Below are 18,713 nucleotides of genomic sequence, written 5' to 3'. Positions count from 1 at the left end.
GGTGCGCATGTTCGGCAGGCCGTCCTCGGCGTGCCAGGTCTCGAAGTCGGAGTGCCAGTAGAAGCCGCCGGCGCCGAAGCCGGGTTTGACGTTGACCCGGGACTGGTGGACGTAGACGTCCGAGCCGAGGATCTGCCGGGCGCGGCCGACCACCCGCTCGTCGCGCACCAGTTCGGCGAAGACCTCGCTGATCCTGTGCACCTCGAAGACGGAGCGGATCTTCTGGGACCTCGGCTCGACGACGGAGCGTTCGTCCGCGCGGATGGCCGGGTCGTCGATCAGCCGCTCCAGCTCGCGCCGGTACACCTCGACCTCGTCGGGTGCGATGAGCCGGTCGACGGCGAGGAAGCCGTCGCGGTCCAGGGCCTGCAGGTCGGCGGCCGGGACGGGGCCGGGGGTGTCCGGGGAGCCCCAGACCACCGGGTCCTTGCGGGGAGTGGCCACCTCGGTGGCGCCGCGGGTGGGGTAGAGGTCGGTGACGTGCGTGGTCGTGGTCACGGTGACTCACACCTCCTCGGTGAGCTGGGGGTCCCCCCAGGCTTCAGGCTCTGGGGGAGGGTAGACGCCGTTCTCGTCGTGGTCCTCCCGTCCGGTGACGGGCGGGTTGAAGACGCAGATGCAGTGGAAGTCCTCCGTGACCTTGAGCGTGTGCCGCTCGTGGCCGTCCAGGAGGTACATGGTGCCGGGCGTGATGGTGTAGGTCTTCCCGGTCTCGCGGTCGGTCAGCTCGGCCTCGCCCTTGGTGCAGACGACGGCCTCGACGTGGTGGGCGTACCACATGTCGGTCTCGGTGCCCGCGTACAGGATCGTCTCGTGCACGGAGAAGCCGACCTTCTCCCTGGCGAGGACGATGCGCTTGCTCTCCCACGTGCCGGACGCCGACTTCACGTGCCGGTCGGTGCCTTCGATCTCCTTGAACGAACGGACGATCACGCTGGTGTCACCTTTCTCCTACGGGCGGGACCGGTCGCCCGCGCGCCCCGTGGCACCGCGCGCTCAGCGGCGGGGGGCCCGCGGCGGGGGCCCGGTCTCCCGCACCGCACGGGCGAACAGCGAGAGCCCCTCCTCCAGTTCCTCGTCGCCGGCGGTCAACGGCGGGAAGAGCTTCGCGACTTCGTCCTCGGGACCCGACGTCTCCAGAAGCAGTCCCAGTTCGAAGGCGCGGGCGCGGACGCGGGAGGCGCGTGAGACGTCGGCGAACTCCACACCCCACGCCAGGCCCCGGCCGCGTACGCCGGAGGCGCGGGCCGGCCCCTCGGCGGCGATGGCCTCCAGGGCCTGCCCGATCTCCTCGCCGCGGGCCAGGGTCTGCTTCTCCAGTCCGCCGTCGCGCCAGTACTCCTCCAGCGCGGCGGTGGCCGTCACGAAGGCCGGGTTGAGGCCGCGGAAGGTGCCGTTGTGCTCGCCCGGCTCCCAGACGTCCAGTTCGGGCCGGAACAGGGTCAGCGCCATCGGCAGCCCGTAGCCGCTGATCGACTTCGACAGGGTGACGACGTCCGGCGTGACACCGGACTCCTCGAAGGAGAAGAACGCTCCGGTGCGGCCGCAGCCCATCTGGATGTCGTCGACGATCAGCAGCATGTCGTGACGCCGGCACAGCTCGGCGAGATCACGCAGCCACTCGGCCCGCGCCACGTTGATCCCGCCCTCGCCCTGCACCGTCTCCACGATCACGGCCGCGGGGGTGTCCAGGCCGGAACCCCCGCCCTCCAGCAACCGCTCGAACCACGAGAAGCCGGACGTCCGGTCGTCCGACGGGTCGTCGAAGGGCATGGGGGCGGTGTGCACCAGCGGAACGCCCGCGCCCGCCCGCTTGAAGGCGTTGCCGGTGACGGCGAGGGAGCCCAGCGACATGCCGTGGAAGGAGTTGGTGAAGAAGGCGACGGACTCCCGGCCCTTCACCTTGCGGGCCAGCTTCAGGGCCGCCTCGACGGCGTTGGTTCCGGCGGGCCCCGGGAACATCACCTTGTACGGCAGTCCGCGCGGCTCCAGCACGATCTCCCGGAAGGTCTCGAGGAAATTCCGCTTGGCGACCGTCGACATGTCGAGGGCGTGAGTGACGCCGTCCTTGCCGAGGTAGTCGAGGAGCGCCCGTTTGAGGACCGGATTGTTGTGCCCGTAGTTCAGTGCGCCCGCACCGGAGAAGAAGTCCAGGTACGGTCGGCCGTTCTCGTCGTACAGTCGGCTTCCACTGGCGCGGTCGAACATCGCGGGCCAGTTGCGGAGATAACTGCGCACTTCGGACTCGAGCGTTTCGAAGACGTCCTGGTCGGAATTTCCGAATGCCATGGGGGGAACTCTCCTCCGAAGAGAGGGAAGGGAGGGGGAATGCCGGTTCCGTCGCTCACGCCCGCTGCCGGCGCAGTGGGCCGACGCGGTACAGGAACTCGGTCTCATGGGTGTCGGGAAAAAGCTCCGCGGGGAACAGCACGTCCCTTTCGAGCGGTGCCGCGTGCCGCTCGGCGAACGACCGGAACAGCCGGTCCGACGCGGTGTTGTCCGCGCTGATGGTCGTCTCCAGGTACCGGAGGGCGCCGGCGGCCGCCAACCGGGCGGTGAGGTGGTCCAGCAGGGCGCCGGCGACGCCGTGTCCCCGTCGCTCCCGGTCCACGGCGATCTGCCAGACGACGAGGGTGCCGGGTTGCTCGGGGCGGTGGAACCCCGTGACGAATCCGACCGGCGCGCCATCGCTCCGCAGAGCCACCGCGGACGTGCGGGCGAATTCCCTGAACCACAGCAGATAACTGTAGGAGGAGTTCACGTCGAGCACCCCGGAATCACGGGCGATGCGCCATGCCGCGGACCCGTTCTCGACCGTGGGAGCCGTCATGACCAGTGTGTCCATGAAACACATCTCGCTCTCCCCGCGCCCACCGGCCCGCGTGGTCGGGTGCGTCCGGATCGGCTCGGGTGTCTTCCGTGTGTGCCGGGATTTCCCGCTCCGGCGGGCCGCATTCCTTACGGGAAGCGCCTTTGTCCCGGCCGCCCGCTGGGGAACGCAGGTCGAACACCTTCGTTCCGATGCTACGTCCGTGAGGCTGCGGAAGGCCAGAGGGGCCGGCCTGTTTAAATGTTGGGAACCGGGAAATCCCCTCGCCGACCGTGGAGAAACGGAAGGCACGCGATTTGTTTCGCGCGGCCTTTCCGGGAAGGGCGACGGAATTCTATCAATCGGGGCCCGGACCGGCGAACCGGCGACGCACCCCGGCTCGGGCACGGTGCACCGGCTCGCGGAACCGGTCGGGGCCCGGCAGCGCGGAGACGGCGATCGCCTACGGCGGGCCGGGTCCGGCGCGGGTGCGCGGCCCGGAGGGCGGCGCCGGGTGCGGGTGGTGGACCCCACCGTGCTGATCCCGAACGTCTTCGCCGAGCCCGCCCGCAGCTCCGAGGGCAAGGCGCAGGGGGAGCCGGCGCCGCCCGCGGACGGGAGGTGACGCGGGCGGACCCGGTCCTGCACGTCGTCGACGCCTCCTCCCCACGGGCCGCGGAGCACATCGCCGCCGTCCGCGGAGCCCTGGGGGGCATCGACGCGCAGGGCGCGCCGCGCCGTCGGTGTGACCTGTGTCACATATGACGCCCTTGGCACGGGGGTTCCTCCCGTGTCACAATTTCGGCACACCTTCCCTGCCCGAAAACAGTCGCGAGGCAGCGGATTGGCCGCCGTTCCGGGACCGACCGCCATCCCGTCGATCCCCCGCAGGCGAGACCGAGCCCTCTGTGAACCACAGCGGTCGGTCACCTTGTTCGAGCATTCGAGCAGCTGAAGTCCCCTCCCTCGAAGGGCGGACGCGACTCGCCGTCGACGTTCACCTCCGACCCGGCCGCCACAGCGGAGGGTCGGTCCGGCAGTCCGGTCACGGCCGCGGCCCGTCCCGCCCCAGTCCCAGGCGCACGACGCGTGCCGACGCGACACGGACCGCGGCCGTGACCGGTGCGGTCCGGCGGCGCGTCACGAAGAAGCCCGCGGTGTCGGAGATCCGTGAGACCACCCGTCAGGGCCGTGCGGCGTCCGACCGCGAGTGGTGGCCTGTCACGCCCGATTCACCCGGGCGTGACAGGCCACCGCGCGGAACCTGTCAACGACCACACCGAGGACGGAGGCGAGAACGGCCCGCCGCCAGCGCGACGCCCCACTGCCCTTGCCGTCGAGACCCTGAGGAAGTGGATCCCAGACATGCCGAGGCTATGCAAGCCGGCGATGAACGCGCCCGAACACGTCATCACCGTGGAGGAGACCCTGGAGTTCGCCGCGAAAGCCCATGCCGGCAAGCCCCAACTCGCCCTGGCGCTACGCCTGATCCGGAACACCGGTGTCAAGAAGCGGCACATCGTCCAGCCCATCGAGAAGACGCTCCACCATCCGGGCTTCGAGGAGCGCAACCGCATCTACGAGGTCGAGTCCAAGAAGCGCACGCCCCAGGTCGTCGAACAGGCCCTGGCCAACGCGGAGCTGAAGGCCCGTGACATCGACGCCATCATCTACGTGTCGTGCACCGGGTTCCTGATGCCGTCACTGACGGCGTGGCTGATCAACAACCTGGGCTTCCGCTCCGACACACGGCAGATACCCATCGCCCAGCTGGGCTGCGCGGCGGGCGGGGCGGCGATCAACCGCGCCCACGACTTCTGCATGGCCCACCCCGGCAGCAACGTCCTGATCGTCTCCTGCGAACTGTGCTCGCTCTGCTACCAGCCCGACGCGGACGACATCGGCTCGCTGCTCTCGGACGGCCTGTTCGGCGACGCGGTCGCCGCCGCCGTCGTCCGGGGCGAAGGGGGCGTCGGCATCGACCTGGAGCGCAACGCCTCCTACCTCATCCCGGGCACCGAGGACTGGATCTCCTACGCGGTCAAGGACACCGGCTTCCACTTCCAGCTGGACCGCCGCGTGCCCGGCACGATGGAGCCGCTCGCCCCGGTCCTGCGCGAGCTGGCCAAGGACCACAGCTGGGACGTCGGCAAGCTCGACTTCTACATCATTCACGCCGGTGGTCCGCGCATCCTCGACGACCTCGCGAAGTTCCTCGAAGTCGACCGCGAGGTGTTCCGGCACAGCTGGTCGACCCTGAACGAGTACGGCAACATCGCCAGCGCCGTCGTCCTCGAGGCCGCCCGCAGGCTGTTCGAGGAGGACGCGCCCGCGCCCGGTGCGACCGGCCTGATCGCCGGCTTCGGCCCGGGCATCACCGCCGAGATGGTGCTCGGGACCTGGGCGGCCGGCGGCGTCCCGCGGCCCTTCGCCTGAGCCCACGCACCGACAAAGGAAGCGGAACACATGACCGACCTCATCATCCCGGCCGGTGTCGGGCGCAAGCTGGTCACCCCGGCGCAGGAGGTGACCTTCAAGGCCACGAAGGAGATGGGATCCTCCGTATCGATCTTCGAGGTGATCGTTCCGCCCGGATTCGACGTCGGGGCGCACGTCCACAACCGGTCCCAGGAGTTCTTCTACGTCCTGGAGGGCGAGCTGGACCTGTTGTGCTTCGAGCCGACCGAGCGCACGACGGACACCTGGCACCACTGGCGGTCCCCCAAGGGTGACCGTGTCGTCCGTGCAGGCGAGGGCAGTTGCATGTTCGTTCCCCCCGGCACCCCGCACGCGTTCCGGAACGCCACGGACAAGCCGGTGAAAATGCTCTTCCAGAGCTACCCCTCGCCCGAACACGAGGCCTACTTCGAGGAGATCGCCGAGATCTGGTCACGCGGTACCGCGGTGGACCCCGCGGCCGTGGAGGCGATGCGCCGGCGGTACGACGTCAGCCAGATCACGCCGCTGCGCTTCGAGCCGCCGTCCGGCGCCGGGAGCCCCGGCCGGAAAACGAACGCCGAGCGGGACGAGAGGTGACCGCGATGGAGACGACCCCTCCCATCCCCCTGGTTCACGCAAGCCTCGGGGAGAAGGAACTGGCCGCCGTCGCCGAGGTGTTCTCCTCCGGCTGGCCGGCCGGGCAGGGCCCGAGGGGCAAGGCCCTGGAGGCCCAGCTGGCCGAGAAGTACGACGTCGCCGACGCCGTCGCGGCGAGCAACTGCGGTGCCGCGCTCCACTTGGCGCTGCTCGCCCTCGGCGTCGAGCCCGGTGACGAGGTGATCGTCGCCGACTACACCTTCCCGGCCCCCGCCCAGGCCGTGCGCTACGTCGACGCCGTACCGGTCTTCGCCGACGTACGTGCCGACACCGGCACCGTCGACCCGCAGTCGGTGTCCGACCTGATCACCCCCCGCACCGTCGGCGTGATCGCGGTGGACACGCTCGGCGTCCCCGCCGACTACGCGCAACTGCAGACGATCGCCGACCGTCACGGCCTGTTCCTCGTGGAGGACGCCGCCTGCGCGGTCGGCGCCACCTACCAGGGCCGCCAGGCGGGCGCGCTCGCCGAGGTGGGCTGCCTGTCCTTCCACGGACGCAAGGGAGCCACCAGCGGTGAGGGAGGCGCGCTGCTCGCGCGCGATCCGAAGATCGGGGCGGACGCGCGGCTGCGCTCCTCCTTCGGCATCGGCAGCATCTTCGACATGGGCAAGGTCGTCGGCCTGCCCATCCCGGAGTTCACCGAGATCGGCTACAACTACAAGCTGTCCGACATCGCCGCGGCGATCCTGCAGGTGCAGCTGGGCAGGGTCGACGAACTGCTGGCCCGTCGCAACGCCGTCGCCGCGCAGTACACCGAGCTCCTCGCCGACGAGGAGCTCCTGACGGTGCCGTCCGTACCCGAGGACCGCACCCATGCCTGGCAGTCCTACGTCGTCACGCTGGACGCGGGTGTGGACCGCTCGGCGGTCGCCGCCGAACTGCGGGGCCAGGGGATCGGCTGCGGACAGGGCGCGTGGGCGACCCACGTGCAGCCGGTGTTCCGGTCGCAGCAGAAGTGCCCGGTCTCGGCGGACCTCTTCGCACGCAACCTCGCCGTACCCATGCACGCGGAACTCACCCCGGACCAGGTCGAGAGGGTCGTGCACGCCCTGCGCGGCGCGGTCCGGACCCACTCGACGGCCACCCGGTCCACAGGAGGGGCAGCATGACGAACCACCAGCCGTCGCCCGACACCGTCATGAGGCTGATCAACGGCTACTGGGCCACCGGCATCCTCGCCGCCTCGGCCACCCACTCGCTCTTCAACCACCTGGAGGACGGCGCGGGCACCGCGGCCGCGCTGGCCGACCGCGCCCGGATCTCCGAGCGGGGCGCGCAGACCCTCCTCGACGGACTCGTCAGCATCGGTCTGGTCGAGCGGCACGACGGCCGCTACCGCAACACCGCCGAGGCGTCCGCCTACCTGGTCGACGGCAGACCCGGCTCGCTGAGCAACTTCGCCAGGCTCAAGCTGACCCACATGGGCAGCCTGGCCGACCTGGCCGAGGTGGTCCGCGTCGGGGGGCCGGTGACGAACCCGGTGGTGGAAGTGGCCAACAACCCGCACTGGGAGGGGATCGTCACGGCGATCGCCGCGCAGTCGGTGCCCGCCGCCACGATCGCCGCCGAGGAGCTCGGGCTGGCCGAGGCCGGCGAGATCACCATCCTCGACGTGGGCGGTGGCTCGGGCGTCTACTCGGGCATCTGGCTGGAGGCCAACCCGGCCGCCCGCTCCACCCAGCTCGACTGGGAGCCGATCAACGCGATCGCCCGCCGGCTGCTGACGGAGCGCGGGGTGGCCGACCGGTTCACCACCGTCGACGGCGACTTCCACACCACCGACTTCGGCACCGCCGCGTACGACGTCGCGGTGTACTCCCACATCGCCCACCAGGAGGGCCCGGAGAGCAACGTGGAGGTCTTCACCCGGCTCCGGCAGGCCCTCAAGCCCGGCGGCGCCCTCGTCGTCAACGACTACATCGTCGACGACGACCGCAGCGGTCCGGCCTTCCCCCTGTTGTTCGCCTCCGAGATGCTGCTCAAGAGCAAGCAGGGCAGCACCTGGCGGCGGTCCGACTACCACGACTGGCTCGTCAAGGCCGGCTTCACGGACGTCTCGTTCCGCTCCGCGCCGCCCGCCACCCTGGTCATCGCCCGGTAGGCGGCGGACCGGAGCGTCGTCACGGACTTCGGTACAGCCCGCATGCTCATTGATCCCCGCAGAGGAGACAGCCCATGAAGGGTTCCGTGGCCTATCGATCGATACAGGAGCGCGGTCTTCACATCGGCCTGCTGCCGGCCATGGCCGCGGCCGTCAACGGGGCGACGCCGATCACCCTCGACCACGACCTGGACGTCCTTCCCGAGGTGGGCAGGCACCTGACGGTCTCCCGGCTCGCCGAGTTGGTCGACGACCTGGCGGCCCGCCTGTGGGCCGCCGGTGTGCGGCCCGACGAGCACGTCGTGCTCCACAAGAGGGCGAACGCCGACGTGTGGATGCTGGCCTGCGCCGCGTCCCGGATCGGCGCGGTGCCCGTGCTGCTCTCGCCCAGTCTGGACGCGGTGACGGTCGGCGCCCTGCTCGAGCGGGTCGACCGGCCGAACCTGCTCACCGATGAGGCCAAGCTCGACGTGCTGGCCGAGTTGCCCCTGACGGAGCTGACCCGGCGGGTGGTCATCGTGTCCGGCGAGCGGCCGCAGACCGTGTCGCTGGACACCGTCGCCGGGGCGCCGCGGGTCAGGCCCGTGGTGCGGCCCATCGACGAGGCCGCCGTGATCACCCACACCTCGGGCACCACCGGGGTGCCCAAGCTGGTCGTGCACACGCCCCGCACCCAGGGCATCCGGCTCAAGCCCCAGTGGCGGATGCTCTCCCTCATGCGGAAACGGGAGAACGTCGCCATCCACCTCCCCTTCGTGCACTCGCGGAACGTCGCGGCGATGGCTCTGGCACTCCTGAGGGAGATGCCGGTGCTGCTCATGAAGGAGTCGGACCCCGCAAGGGTCGCGGACCTGTTCCTCGAGAACCGGCCGGGTCTCGTCGAGGCGCTGCCCAACTCACTGATGGCGTGGGAGGGCCTGACCGAGGACCCGCGCAAGCCGTTCGCCTCGGTGAAGTGCTTCAGCAGCACCTTCGACGCGATCCATCCCAGGACGATGAGCCGGCTGCTCGCGTCGTCCGAGCGGCGGGGCGCCCTGTTCTTCCAGATCTACGGGCAGAGCGAGGTCGGGCCCGCAGTCGGCCGCGCCTACTTCCGCCACTCCGCCCACAAGGTCAACGGCCGCTGCGTCGGCTGGCCGATGCCCCTGGGTTCGGCGAAGGTGCGTGTCGTCAGCCGCGACGGCACGCGCCCGACGGAGCGGAACCCCGGCCGCATCCAGGTCTCCTGGCCGGGTCTGGCCAAGACGTACTTCGGTGAGGAGGAGCGCTACGCCGACCACCGTGACGGTGACTGGTGGGGTACCGGGGACGTGGGGTACTTCACCAGGTTCGGCTGCCTGCACATGCTCGACCGCGAGGTCGACATGATCCCCGGGGTCCGCAGCTCCCTCGAGGTCGAGGACCTGGTCCTCGCCAGGCTGCAGGAGCTGAGCGAGCTGGTCGTGGTCCACGGCCCGGACTCCGAGGCCGTCCCGGTGCTCTGCACCCACGGTGACCGGCCGCTGGACCCGGCCCGCTGGCGTGCGGCCGTCGCCGACTTCCCGCAGCTGGCCGACCCGATCCAGATCCCCGAGGCCGAGCTGCCGCGCACCGGCACGCTCAAGGTACAGCGCCTCGCACTGGCCGACCGGCTCAAGGACAGGCTCGAGAAGCGGGACTGACCCGCGATCAGCCGACCGCCGCGGCGGCGGAGGACCGTCGCCGTACGGCTCGCGAGCCCCCTGTGAGCGACGCACACAGGAACCGAGACCGACTCATGGGAGTGATGATGCCGGGTACCGTCGACGTCGATGTGGCGAGTGTCTACTCAGCCATTGAGAAGTCAGCCGCTCTGCTGGACGTGACCGCTTCGCGCGACATCGTCCTGCCCGTCCTCAGCGCGTACGAGGACGCGCTGGACCAGGCCGTGATCGCCTTCAGGGTGGCCACCAACGCGCGGCATGAAGGGGATTTCGACGCTCGCTTCACCCTTCCCAAGGAGGTGGATCCGTACGAGGTCGCCCTGTCGAAGGGGCTGATCGCGAGGACGGACCACCCCATCGGCACCCTGCTCTCGGACATCCAGCGGCTCTGCCCCATCGACAGTTACGGCATCGACTTCGGAGTCACTTCCGGGTTCAAGAAGATCTGGGTGTACTTCCCCGCGGGAGAGCAGGAGACCCTGGACCGGCTCAACCGCCTGGCGTCGATGCCGCCGAGCCTCGCCGGGAACATCGACTTCTTCACCCGTTACGGCCTGGCCGACAAGGTGGACGTGATCGGGATCGACTACCGCAGCCGAACGATGAACGCGTACCTCGCGGCGCCCCCGGAGTGCTTCGAGCGGGAGACCGTCCTCGCGATGCACCGGGACATCGGGCTGCCGAACCCGAGCGAGCGGATGTTCGCCTTCTGTGAGAAGTCGTTCGGGCTCTACACCACCCAGAACTGGGAATCCAACGAAATCGAGCGGATCTCCTACGGTGTGAAGACAGAGAACCCGATGGCGTACTTCGCCCGGCTGGGCACCAAGATCGAGCATTTCGTGAAGAACGTCCCGTACGGTGTCGACGACCCCAAGATGGTCTACGCCGCCGTGACGTCCGACGGCGAGGAGTACTACAAACTCCAGTCGTACTACCGCTGGCGCTCCGTCAGTCGGCTGAACGCCGCTTACATCGCCGCTCGCGACAAGGAACCCGCATAACCGCAGAAGCGGTTCGCGCGCCGGCCGCGGGGCCGGCCCCCAGGGAATCCCGCCCGTTGCGGGATTCCCTTCTTCGGTCTGCTCTCATGCAGCTCAGTCACGGACCGCACGCAGAATTGCGTACGAGAGGTGAGTGCAATAATGAGTCGGACGACCTCGGGCCCGGAAGATCCGGGCGGACAGGGCAGTCCAGTATTCCAGTTCAGTCGTATGGAGGGTCTCCTTCGAGGACACCGGCTCCGCCGCCTGACAGTCGACGGCCTCGACGCCGTGTTCGTCGGGGACCCGGTCCTGGTGCGCAAAATACTGGTGAGCGAGAGCAAGAACTACGGCAAGGGTGAACTCTTCCGGAAGGCCAGAAACCTCAGCAGGGTGGGAATGCTCTCGGAGGACGAGGCCATGCACCGGCACTACCGGCGCCTGGCGAATCCCTACCTGCGGTCGTCGAAGGTCGACGCATACGTTCCCGCCATGCGTGACATCGTGCGGGGCGCCGTGTCCTCGTGGCGGGCCGGGGACGCCGTGGACATCCAGGCGGAGATGTGCCGGATCACCTGCGGGATCGCTGTGGAAACGCTCATCACCGGGCTGTCGTCCGGGACCACGGAAGAGCTGAGCGGGCGCCTTTCCCGTCTGGCCTGGGAGATGATCAGGAAACCGCTCTACGGGAAGTCGGCGGCCCGCGCGGCGCGGCCGGGCGCGTCCCGGAAGCTGTCCCGGGCGCGCACGGAGTTCCGGGAATCACTCGCGGCGTGCATCGCGGGCCTCATGGACTCCCCGGAATCGGCGGGCGGCTACCTCTCGGCGCTCCTGACGGACTCCGACGACGAGGGGAACCGTCGCCTGACGGCGGACGAGGTGTGCGAAGAGGCGGCCATGATGCTGACCGCGGCCACGGTCACCACGGCCTCCGTCATGTCGTGGTCCCTGTACCTGCTCTCCAGGAACCCCCTGGTCGAGGAGAGGCTCCTCAAGGACCTGATGCTCAGGCGGAGCGGAAGCGCCCCCCACGACCACGCCGCCCCCGGCTACACCCTCCGGTTCCTGATGGAGGTCCTGCGCCTCTACCCCCCGGTGTGGATCTCGTGCCGGAAGACCCTTTCGGACGTCGTGCTCGGCGACCACCCGCTCCCCGCGGGAACGAACGTGGTGTTCAGTTCCTACCTGCTGCACCGCGACCCCGACCGCTACCCGGACCCGCACCGGTTCGACCCCGACCGGTGGCTGACCGTCCGGCCCGACAAGGCGGACGCCTCCTACATCCCCTTCGGCATCGGGTCGAAGGGATGCATCGGGGAGCCGTTCGCCTGGCAGGAACTCGAAGTCATCCTCGACGTGGTGACACAGGAATGGAAGCTGACCGCCGGCTCCGGCCGCCCCGTCCGCACAGCGCCGGAGACCACGCTCCATCCCCGCCGCCTTCTCATGGTCCCTCAGCCGCGGTAACCCGCGAGGACGATGCGATCCCACCGCAGACAAGACAAGGGGAGTTGAGTGCTGTGACGCTGCCGACGTCGGCGGAGGGAGTGTCGACGGACCGCCGGACCCGTTCCGCCGGTACCGGTCGCGCCCACGCCAAAGCCGTTCTGCTCGGGGAACACGCCGTCGTGTACGGGGCTCCGGCACTCGCTCTTCCCCTTCCGCAGCTGACGGTCACGGCCGACGCCCGCCGGTCCCGCCGCGGGAGCGGCGGACCGGGCACCGTGTCCTTCACGATGAGCGGTTCCCCGTCGCGGCCGGTGGTGACGCAGGCGTCCGACGGGCTTCGCCGGCTGGTCACCGAGTTCACGGCGACCCTGGGCGTGGACGACGGCCAGCACCTCGACGTGGTCATCGACTGCGCGATCCCGCACGGCCGGGGCCTCGGCTCCAGTGCGGCCTGCGCGCGTGCGGTGGTCCACGCCCTCGCCGATCTCCATGGCCGCGAGGTCACGGAGACCGAGGTGTTCGACCTGGTGCAGACGGCCGAGAACGTGGCGCACGGCCGCTCCAGCGGCGTCGACGCACGGGCCGTCGGCGCGTCCGCCCCGCTGCTGTTCCAGCGGGGCGAGGCCCGGGAACTGAGCATCGGCTGCCACGGCCTGTTCGTCATCGCGGACAGCGGTGTCGTGGGCCGCACCAAGGACGCGGTCGAGCTGCTGCGCGAAGGATTCCAGCGGCACGACGGAGCGGAGGAGAGATTCGTGCACCGCGCATCGCGGCTGACCGAGGAGGCCCGGCACGCCCTCGCCGACGGCAGGGAGGAGGAGCTCGGCTCACGGCTGACGGACTACCACGACCTGTTGCGGGAGGCCGGGCTCAGCACTCCCGGCATCGACGCCCTCGTCGGGGCCGCGCTCACGGCGGGCGGCCTCGGAGCCAAGATCACCGGTGGTGGCCTGGGCGGCTGCGTCATCGCCCTGACCCGGCCGGAACAGTCCGAGGAGGTCGTCCGGCGGCTGCACGCGGCAGGCGCCGTGCGGAGCTGGGTCGTGCCACTGGGAGGACGCGCCGAGCATGCGACGTGAGAGCCCGGCCCCCCTCGGCCACGCGCGGGAGCGGGGCGCCACCGGAGGTGCCACCGCCGTAGCGCACCCGAACATCGCGCTGATCAAGTACTGGGGCAAGCGGGACGAACAGCTGGTCCTGCCCCGTGTCGACAGCCTGTCGATGACCCTGGACGTCTTTCCGACGACCACCCGCATCCGTCTGGCCCCGGGGGCCGGGCACGACGAGGTAACCCTCGACGGCCGGCCCGCCGGAGGCGAGGCGCTGCGCCGCGTCGTCGCGTTCCTGGACCTGGTGCGGGAACGGGCCGGGCTCGCGCACAGGGCCGTGGTGGACAGCGAGAACACCGTTCCCACCGGAGCGGGCCTCGCGTCGTCCGCGAGCGGGTTCGCCGCCCTCGCCCTCGCCGCGGCGGCCGCGTACGGGCTCGACCTGGACGCCACCGCCCTGTCGCGGCTGGCCCGGCGCGGCTCCGGGTCGGCGTCCCGGTCGGTCTTCGGGGACTTCGCCGTGTGGCACGCGGGCCCGGCCTCCGGCACCGCGGCGGAGGCCGACCTCGGCTCCCACGCCGAGCCCGTGCCCGTGGGAGACCTCGACGCGGCACTGGTCATCGCCGTGGTCGACGCGGGCCCGAAGACGGTGTCCAGCCGGGAGGCCATGCGGCGGACCGTCGACACCTCCCCGCTGTACGAGTCGTGGGCCGTCTCCAGCAGGGGCGACCTGACCGAGATGCGGGCGGCACTGCTCGCCGGCGACATCGAGGCCGTCGGGGAGATAGCGGAGCGCAACGCGCTCGGCATGCACGCGACCATGCTCGCGGCGCGGCCGGCCGTGCGCTACCTGTCGCCCGCCACGCTCACCGTCCTCGACGGCGTGCTCCGGCTCCGGCGGGACGGCGTCCCCGCCTACGCCACCATGGACGCCGGCCCCAACGTCAAGGTGCTGTGCCGTCGTACGGACGCCGACCGGGTCGCCCGGACGGTGCGCGACGCCGTCCCGGGCGGCTCGGTGCTCGTCGCCGGGCCGGGGCCGGGTGCCCGCCTGCTGCACGGGGACGACCGATGACCCTCCGGCGGACCGTCGTCCGCCGCGCGCCGGGCAAACTGTTCGTCGCGGGGGAGTACGCGGTGGTGGAGCCCGGCAACCCGGCGATCCTCGTGGCGGTCGACCGCCACGTCACCGTGACCGTGACCGGCCCCACCGGGGAGGGCGTCGCGATCACCTCCGATCTCGGCCCGCGCGGGGCGCGCCTGCGGTGGCGGGACGGCCGGCTCGGACCGTACGGCACGGACCGCGGGCAGGGCACGGGCGCGGGACTCGCCCATGTGACGTCCGCGATCGAGACCGTGGGCCGGCTGCTGGCCGAACGCGGCCTTCCCGCACCGACGTTCGGCATGTCGGTCGAGAGCGGCCTGCACGACGACGGCACCAAGTACGGCCTGGGTTCCAGTGGCGCGGTGACGGTGGCGACCGTGGCCGCCGTCGCGGCGTTCTGCGGCCTCGCGCTGTCCGACGAGGAGCGGTTCCGCCTCGCCCTGCTCGCCACCGCCGAAATCGACCCCAAGGGCTCCGGCGGCGACCTCGCCGCCAGCACCTGGGGCGGCTGGATCGCCTACCGGGCGCCCGACCGGGACGCCGTACGGGCCCTCGCCCGCGACCGCGGTGTCGAGGAGGCGCTTCGCGCGCCCTGGCCGGGTTTCGGGGTGCGTCGCCTGCCGGCCCCGGAGGGCCTCTCGCTGGAGGTCGGCTGGACCGGAACCCCGGCCTCCACCGCAGCCCTGGTGTCCGGCCTGCACCGGCGGCCCTGGCGCGGCACCGCCGCCCACCAGAGGTTCGTCCGCACCACCAACGACTGCGTGCGTACGGCGATCGACGCACTGGAGCGGGGCGACGGACGGCGGCTGCAGGAGCAGGTCCGCCGGGCCCGGCGGGAGCTGGCCCTCCTGGACGACGCGGTCGCCCTGGGCGTCTTCACGCCCCGGCTGACGGCGCTGTGCGAGGCCGCCGAAGCCGTGGGAGCCGCGGCCAAGCCCTCCGGGGCGGGCGGCGGCGACTGCGGCATCGCCCTGCTGGACGCCGCCGCCCCGCGGGACACCGCCCGATTGCACGAGCGGTGGGCTTCGGCCGGGGTGGTGCCCCTGCCGGTCCGCCCCGCCGCGGAAGGGAACGAGGAATGATCGCTCAACGCAAGGACGACCACGTCCGGCTCGCTGTCGAGCAACAGCAGCAGCACCGCGGACGCAACCAGTTCGACGAGGTGTCGTTCGTCCACCACGCCCTGGCGGGCCTCGACCGGCCGGACGTCTCCCTGGCCACCGCCTTCGCCGGCATCTCCTGGCGGGTGCCGCTGTACATCAACGCGATGACCGGCGGCAGCGAGCGGACCGGCGTCATCAACCGGGACCTGGGCATCGCCGCCCGCGAGACCGGCGTGCCCATCGCCTCCGGGTCCATGAGCGCCTACTTCAAGGACCCCGACACCGCCGGTACGTTCAGCGTGCTGCGCGAGGAGAACCCGGACGGGTTCGTCATCGCCAACGTCAATGCGACGGCCTCCGTCGACCAGGCGCTGAGGGCCGTCGACCTGCTCCGGGCCGACGCCCTCCAGATCCACGTCAACACCGTGCAGGAAACGGTGATGCCGGAGGGGGACCGGTCGTTCTCGTCCTGGGTCCCGCAGATCGAGAGGATCGCGTCCGGCGTCGACGTCCCGGTGATCGTGAAGGAGGTCGGCTTCGGGCTGAGCCGTGAGACCGTCCGCCTGCTGGAGGGCCTCGGCGTGCAGGTCGCCGACCTCGGCGGCCGGGGCGGCACCGACTTCGCCCGCATCGAGAACGGCCGGCGCGAACTCGCCGACTACGCCTACCTCACGGGCTGGGGACAGTCCACCGCCGCCTGCCTCCTGGACGCGCAGGACGCCCCGATCCCCGTGCTCGCCTCCGGTGGTGTGCGCAACCCGCTCGACGTGGCCCGTGCGCTGGCGCTCGGCGCGTCCGGCGTCGGCGTCTCCGGCACGTTCCTGCGCATCCTGCTCGACGGCGGGGTGGAGGCGCTGATCGCGCGGATATCGGCCTGGCTCGACCAACTGGCCGCACTCCTGACCGTGCTCGGCGCCCGCACCCCCGCCGACCTGGCGCGCTGCGACCTGCTGATCCACGGTGAGCTCCGCGACTTCTGCGTCGACCGGGGAATCGACACCCGGCCGCTCGCCCGCCGTTCCGGCGGCCTCGACGTCCCTCACGACACGACGGGAAACACACGATGACCGACAACGCGATCGCCGGGGTCCCGATGCGGTGGGTGGGTCCCCTGCGCATCTCCGGGAACGTGGCCACCACCGAGACCCCGGTCCCGCTGGCCACCTACGAATCACCGCTGTGGCCCTCGGTGGGCCGGGGCGCGAAGGTGTCCATGCTCTCCGAGCGGGGCATCGTCGCCACCCTCGTGGACGAGCGGATGACCCGGTCGGTGCTCCTGGAGGCGGTGGACGCGCAGACCGCGCTGACGGCCGTGCGGACCATCGACGCACGCATCGGCGAGCTGCGCGAGGTCGTGCGCACCTGCAGCCGGTTCGCCGAACTGATCGGCATACGCCACGAGATCAACGCCAACCTGCTGTTCGTCCGGTTCGAGTTCAGCACGGGCGACGCCTCCGGCCACAACATGGCCACGCTCGCCTCCGACGTCCTCCTGGGGCACCTGCTGGAGACGATTCCGGGCATCTCCTACGGATCGATCTCCGGGAACTACTGCACGGACAAGAAGGCGACCGCGATCAACGGCATCCTCGGCCGCGGCAAGAACGTCGTCACCGAGCTGCTCGTGCCGCGTGACGTGGTGCGGGGCGTCCTGCGCACGACGGCCGCCTCGATCGTCGAGCTGAACATCCGCAAGAACATGCTCGGAACCCTGCTCGCCGGCGGCATCCGCTCGGCCAACGCCCACTTCGCGAACATGCTGCTCGGTTTCTACCTGGCCACCGGCCAGGACGCGGCCAACATCGTCGAGGGCTCCCAGGGCGTCGTGATGGCCGAGGACCGGGACGGGGACCTCTACTTCGCCTGCACCCTGCCCAACCTGATCGTGGGCTCCGTCGGGAACGGCAAGGGGCTCGGCTTCGTGGAGTCGAACCTGACCCGGCTCGGCTGCCGGGCCGAGCGCGCCCCCGGGGAGAACGCGCGCCGGCTCGCCGTCATCGCGGCGGCGACGGTGCTGTGCGGTGAACTGTCCCTCCTCGCGGCCCAGACGAATCCGGGCGAACTCATGCGCGCACACGTCCACATGGAACGCGACAACAACACGGAGAAGGCCGGTGTCTGAGGAAATGGCCAACGACTCACCCACAGGAATCCACGACCTGTCGTTCGCGACGACCGAGTTCGTCCTGCCGCACACGGCCCTCTCCCGGCACAACGGCACCGACATCGCCAAGTACCACAAGGGCATCGGCCAGCGGTCGATGAGCGTGCCCGCCGCCGACGAGGACATCGTGACCATGGCGGCGGCCGCCGCGGCGCCCGTCATCGAGCGGCACGGCAGCGACGGCATCCGGACGGTCGTCTTCGCGACGGAGTCCTCGATCGACCAGGCGAAGTCGGCCGGCATATACGTCCACTCACTGCTCGGACTGCCCTCGGCCACCCGGGTCGTCGAACTCAAGCAGGCCTGCTACGGGGCGACGGCGGCCCTCCAGTTCGCCCTCGGCCTGGTGCACCGCGACCCGGCGCAGCGGGTCCTCGTGGTCGCCGGCGACGTCTCCAAGTACGAGCTGGACAGCCCGGGCGAGGCCACTCAGGGCGCCGCCGCCGTGGCCATGCTGGTCGGCGCAGACCCCGCGCTGGTGCGCATCGAGGAGCCCTCGGGCGTGTTCACCGCCGACGTCATGGACTTCTGGCGGCCGAACTACCGCGAGGCCGCGCTGGTCGACGGGCAGGAGTCCATCGGCGCGTACCTGCTGGCGGTGGAGGGCAGCTGGAAGGACTACGCGGAGCAGGGCGGGCGCGCGCTCGACGAGTTCGCCGCGTTCTGCTACCACCAGCCGTTCACCAAGATGGCCTACAAGGCCCACCGGCACCTGCTGAACTACTGCGGGCACGGCGTCGACGAGGAACGCGTCGCCCGGGACCTCGGGCTGACCACGGCCTACAACAACGTCATCGGCAACAGCTACACCGCCTCGGTGTACCTGGCCCTGGCCGCGCTGCTCGACCAGGCGGACGACCTGGACGGGCGGGCCGTCGGCTTCCTCAGCTACGGGTCCGGCAGCGTCGCCGAGTTCTTCGCCGGTTCCGTCGTCCCCGGCTACCGGGAGCACCTGCGCACCGAGGCGCACCGCGCGGCGATCGACCGGCGCGTGCCCATCGACTACGCCCGCTACCGCAGGCTGCACGAGTACTCCTTCCCGGCCGACGGCGGGGACCACCGGACCCCGTCCGAGACCACGGGCCCCTTCCGGCTGGCGGCCCTGCGCGACCACAAGCGCATCTACGAGACGCGCTGACGGCCTTGACTCCGCGGGCCGTTCGCACGGC

At 70.8% G+C, this 18,713-nt stretch carries 17 protein-coding genes; 13 read left to right on the top strand and 4 right to left on the bottom strand.

What is annotated here, in order from left to right; all coding sequences use genetic code 11:
* The 4 genes from ABTY20_RS23840 to ectA all read right to left on the bottom strand — a co-directional run.
* On the bottom strand, nt 1-498 hold a 498-nt coding region (locus ABTY20_RS23840; RefSeq protein WP_351999064.1), incomplete at its 3' end, for a phytanoyl-CoA dioxygenase family protein.
* A gap of 6 nt (nt 499-504) precedes the next feature.
* Entirely contained in the window at nt 505-933 is a 429-nt protein-coding gene (locus tag ABTY20_RS23835; protein WP_351999063.1) for an ectoine synthase, read from the bottom strand.
* 63 nt (nt 934-996) lie between these two features.
* Nucleotides 997-2,289, bottom strand: a complete 1,293-nt coding sequence (gene ectB, locus ABTY20_RS23830) for a diaminobutyrate--2-oxoglutarate transaminase (protein ID WP_351999062.1) — start codon at nt 2,287-2,289, stop codon at nt 997-999.
* Between the two features lie 55 nt (nt 2,290-2,344).
* Nucleotides 2,345-2,845, bottom strand: a complete 501-nt coding sequence (ectA, locus tag ABTY20_RS23825) for a diaminobutyrate acetyltransferase (protein WP_351999061.1) — start codon at nt 2,843-2,845, stop codon at nt 2,345-2,347.
* 1,329 nt (nt 2,846-4,174) lie between these two features.
* Here ectA and ABTY20_RS23820 point away from each other — a divergent pair.
* The 13 genes from ABTY20_RS23820 to ABTY20_RS23760 all read left to right on the top strand — a co-directional run bounded on the left by ABTY20_RS23820 (nt 4,175) and on the right by ABTY20_RS23760 (nt 18,682).
* Nucleotides 4,175-5,245, top strand: coding sequence for a type III polyketide synthase (locus ABTY20_RS23820; protein WP_351999060.1), 1,071 nt, complete (start codon nt 4,175-4,177; stop codon nt 5,243-5,245).
* Nucleotides 5,246-5,275: 30 nt separating this feature from the next.
* A complete protein-coding gene (locus tag ABTY20_RS23815) occupies nt 5,276-5,845 on the top strand; it encodes a cupin domain-containing protein (RefSeq protein WP_351999059.1) in 570 nt (189 codons plus the stop codon).
* 5 nt (nt 5,846-5,850) lie between these two features.
* On the top strand, nt 5,851-7,017 hold the full coding sequence (locus ABTY20_RS23810) for a DegT/DnrJ/EryC1/StrS family aminotransferase (RefSeq protein WP_351999058.1): 1,167 nt from the start codon (nt 5,851-5,853) through the stop codon (nt 7,015-7,017).
* Nucleotides 7,014-8,009, top strand: a complete 996-nt coding sequence (locus tag ABTY20_RS23805) for a class I SAM-dependent methyltransferase (RefSeq protein ID WP_351999057.1) — start codon at nt 7,014-7,016, stop codon at nt 8,007-8,009. Before ABTY20_RS23810 ends, ABTY20_RS23805 begins: the two co-directional genes overlap by 4 nt.
* A 74-nt stretch (nt 8,010-8,083) precedes the next feature.
* Nucleotides 8,084-9,670 carry a class I adenylate-forming enzyme family protein gene (locus ABTY20_RS23800; protein ID WP_351999056.1) on the top strand — a complete coding sequence of 529 codons (1,587 nt, stop codon included), beginning with the start codon at nt 8,084-8,086 and terminating at the stop codon, nt 9,668-9,670.
* 95 nt (nt 9,671-9,765) lie between these two features.
* Nucleotides 9,766-10,695, top strand: a complete 930-nt coding sequence (locus ABTY20_RS23795) for an aromatic prenyltransferase (RefSeq protein WP_351999055.1) — start codon at nt 9,766-9,768, stop codon at nt 10,693-10,695.
* Between the two features lie 210 nt (nt 10,696-10,905).
* The gene (locus tag ABTY20_RS23790) at nt 10,906-12,141 is read left to right on the top strand and encodes a cytochrome P450 (RefSeq protein WP_351999054.1); all 1,236 of its coding nucleotides are present in this window, start codon (nt 10,906-10,908) and stop codon (nt 12,139-12,141) included.
* Nucleotides 12,045-13,202 (top strand): mevalonate kinase, encoded by a 1,158-nt coding sequence (mvk, locus tag ABTY20_RS23785; RefSeq protein ID WP_351999053.1) that lies wholly within the window; start codon nt 12,045-12,047, stop codon nt 13,200-13,202. Before ABTY20_RS23790 ends, mvk begins: the two co-directional genes overlap by 97 nt.
* Entirely contained in the window at nt 13,192-14,247 is a 1,056-nt protein-coding gene (mvaD, locus tag ABTY20_RS23780; protein ID WP_351999052.1) for a diphosphomevalonate decarboxylase, read from the top strand. The genes mvk and mvaD overlap by 11 nt, the downstream gene beginning before the upstream one ends.
* Nucleotides 14,244-15,359 carry a phosphomevalonate kinase gene (locus ABTY20_RS23775; RefSeq protein WP_351999051.1) on the top strand — a complete coding sequence of 372 codons (1,116 nt, stop codon included), beginning with the start codon at nt 14,244-14,246 and terminating at the stop codon, nt 15,357-15,359. The genes mvaD and ABTY20_RS23775 overlap by 4 nt, the downstream gene beginning before the upstream one ends.
* A complete protein-coding gene (gene fni / locus ABTY20_RS23770) occupies nt 15,356-16,447 on the top strand; it encodes a type 2 isopentenyl-diphosphate Delta-isomerase (protein ID WP_351999050.1) in 1,092 nt (363 codons plus the stop codon). Before ABTY20_RS23775 ends, fni begins: the two co-directional genes overlap by 4 nt.
* A complete protein-coding gene (locus ABTY20_RS23765) occupies nt 16,444-17,502 on the top strand; it encodes a hydroxymethylglutaryl-coenzyme A reductase family protein (RefSeq protein ID WP_351999049.1) in 1,059 nt (352 codons plus the stop codon). The genes fni and ABTY20_RS23765 overlap by 4 nt, the downstream gene beginning before the upstream one ends.
* Nucleotides 17,495-18,682 carry a hydroxymethylglutaryl-CoA synthase gene (locus tag ABTY20_RS23760; RefSeq protein ID WP_351999048.1) on the top strand — a complete coding sequence of 396 codons (1,188 nt, stop codon included), beginning with the start codon at nt 17,495-17,497 and terminating at the stop codon, nt 18,680-18,682. Before ABTY20_RS23765 ends, ABTY20_RS23760 begins: the two co-directional genes overlap by 8 nt.
* Nucleotides 18,683-18,713: the final 31 nt, after the last annotated feature.

This window comes from Streptomyces sp. NPDC126497, from assembly GCF_040302425.1.
Classification (GTDB): Bacteria; Actinomycetota; Actinomycetes; order Streptomycetales; family Streptomycetaceae; genus Streptomyces.
Note: the sequence above shows the minus strand (reverse complement) of the source record. Positions and strands in the feature narration are given on the sequence as shown.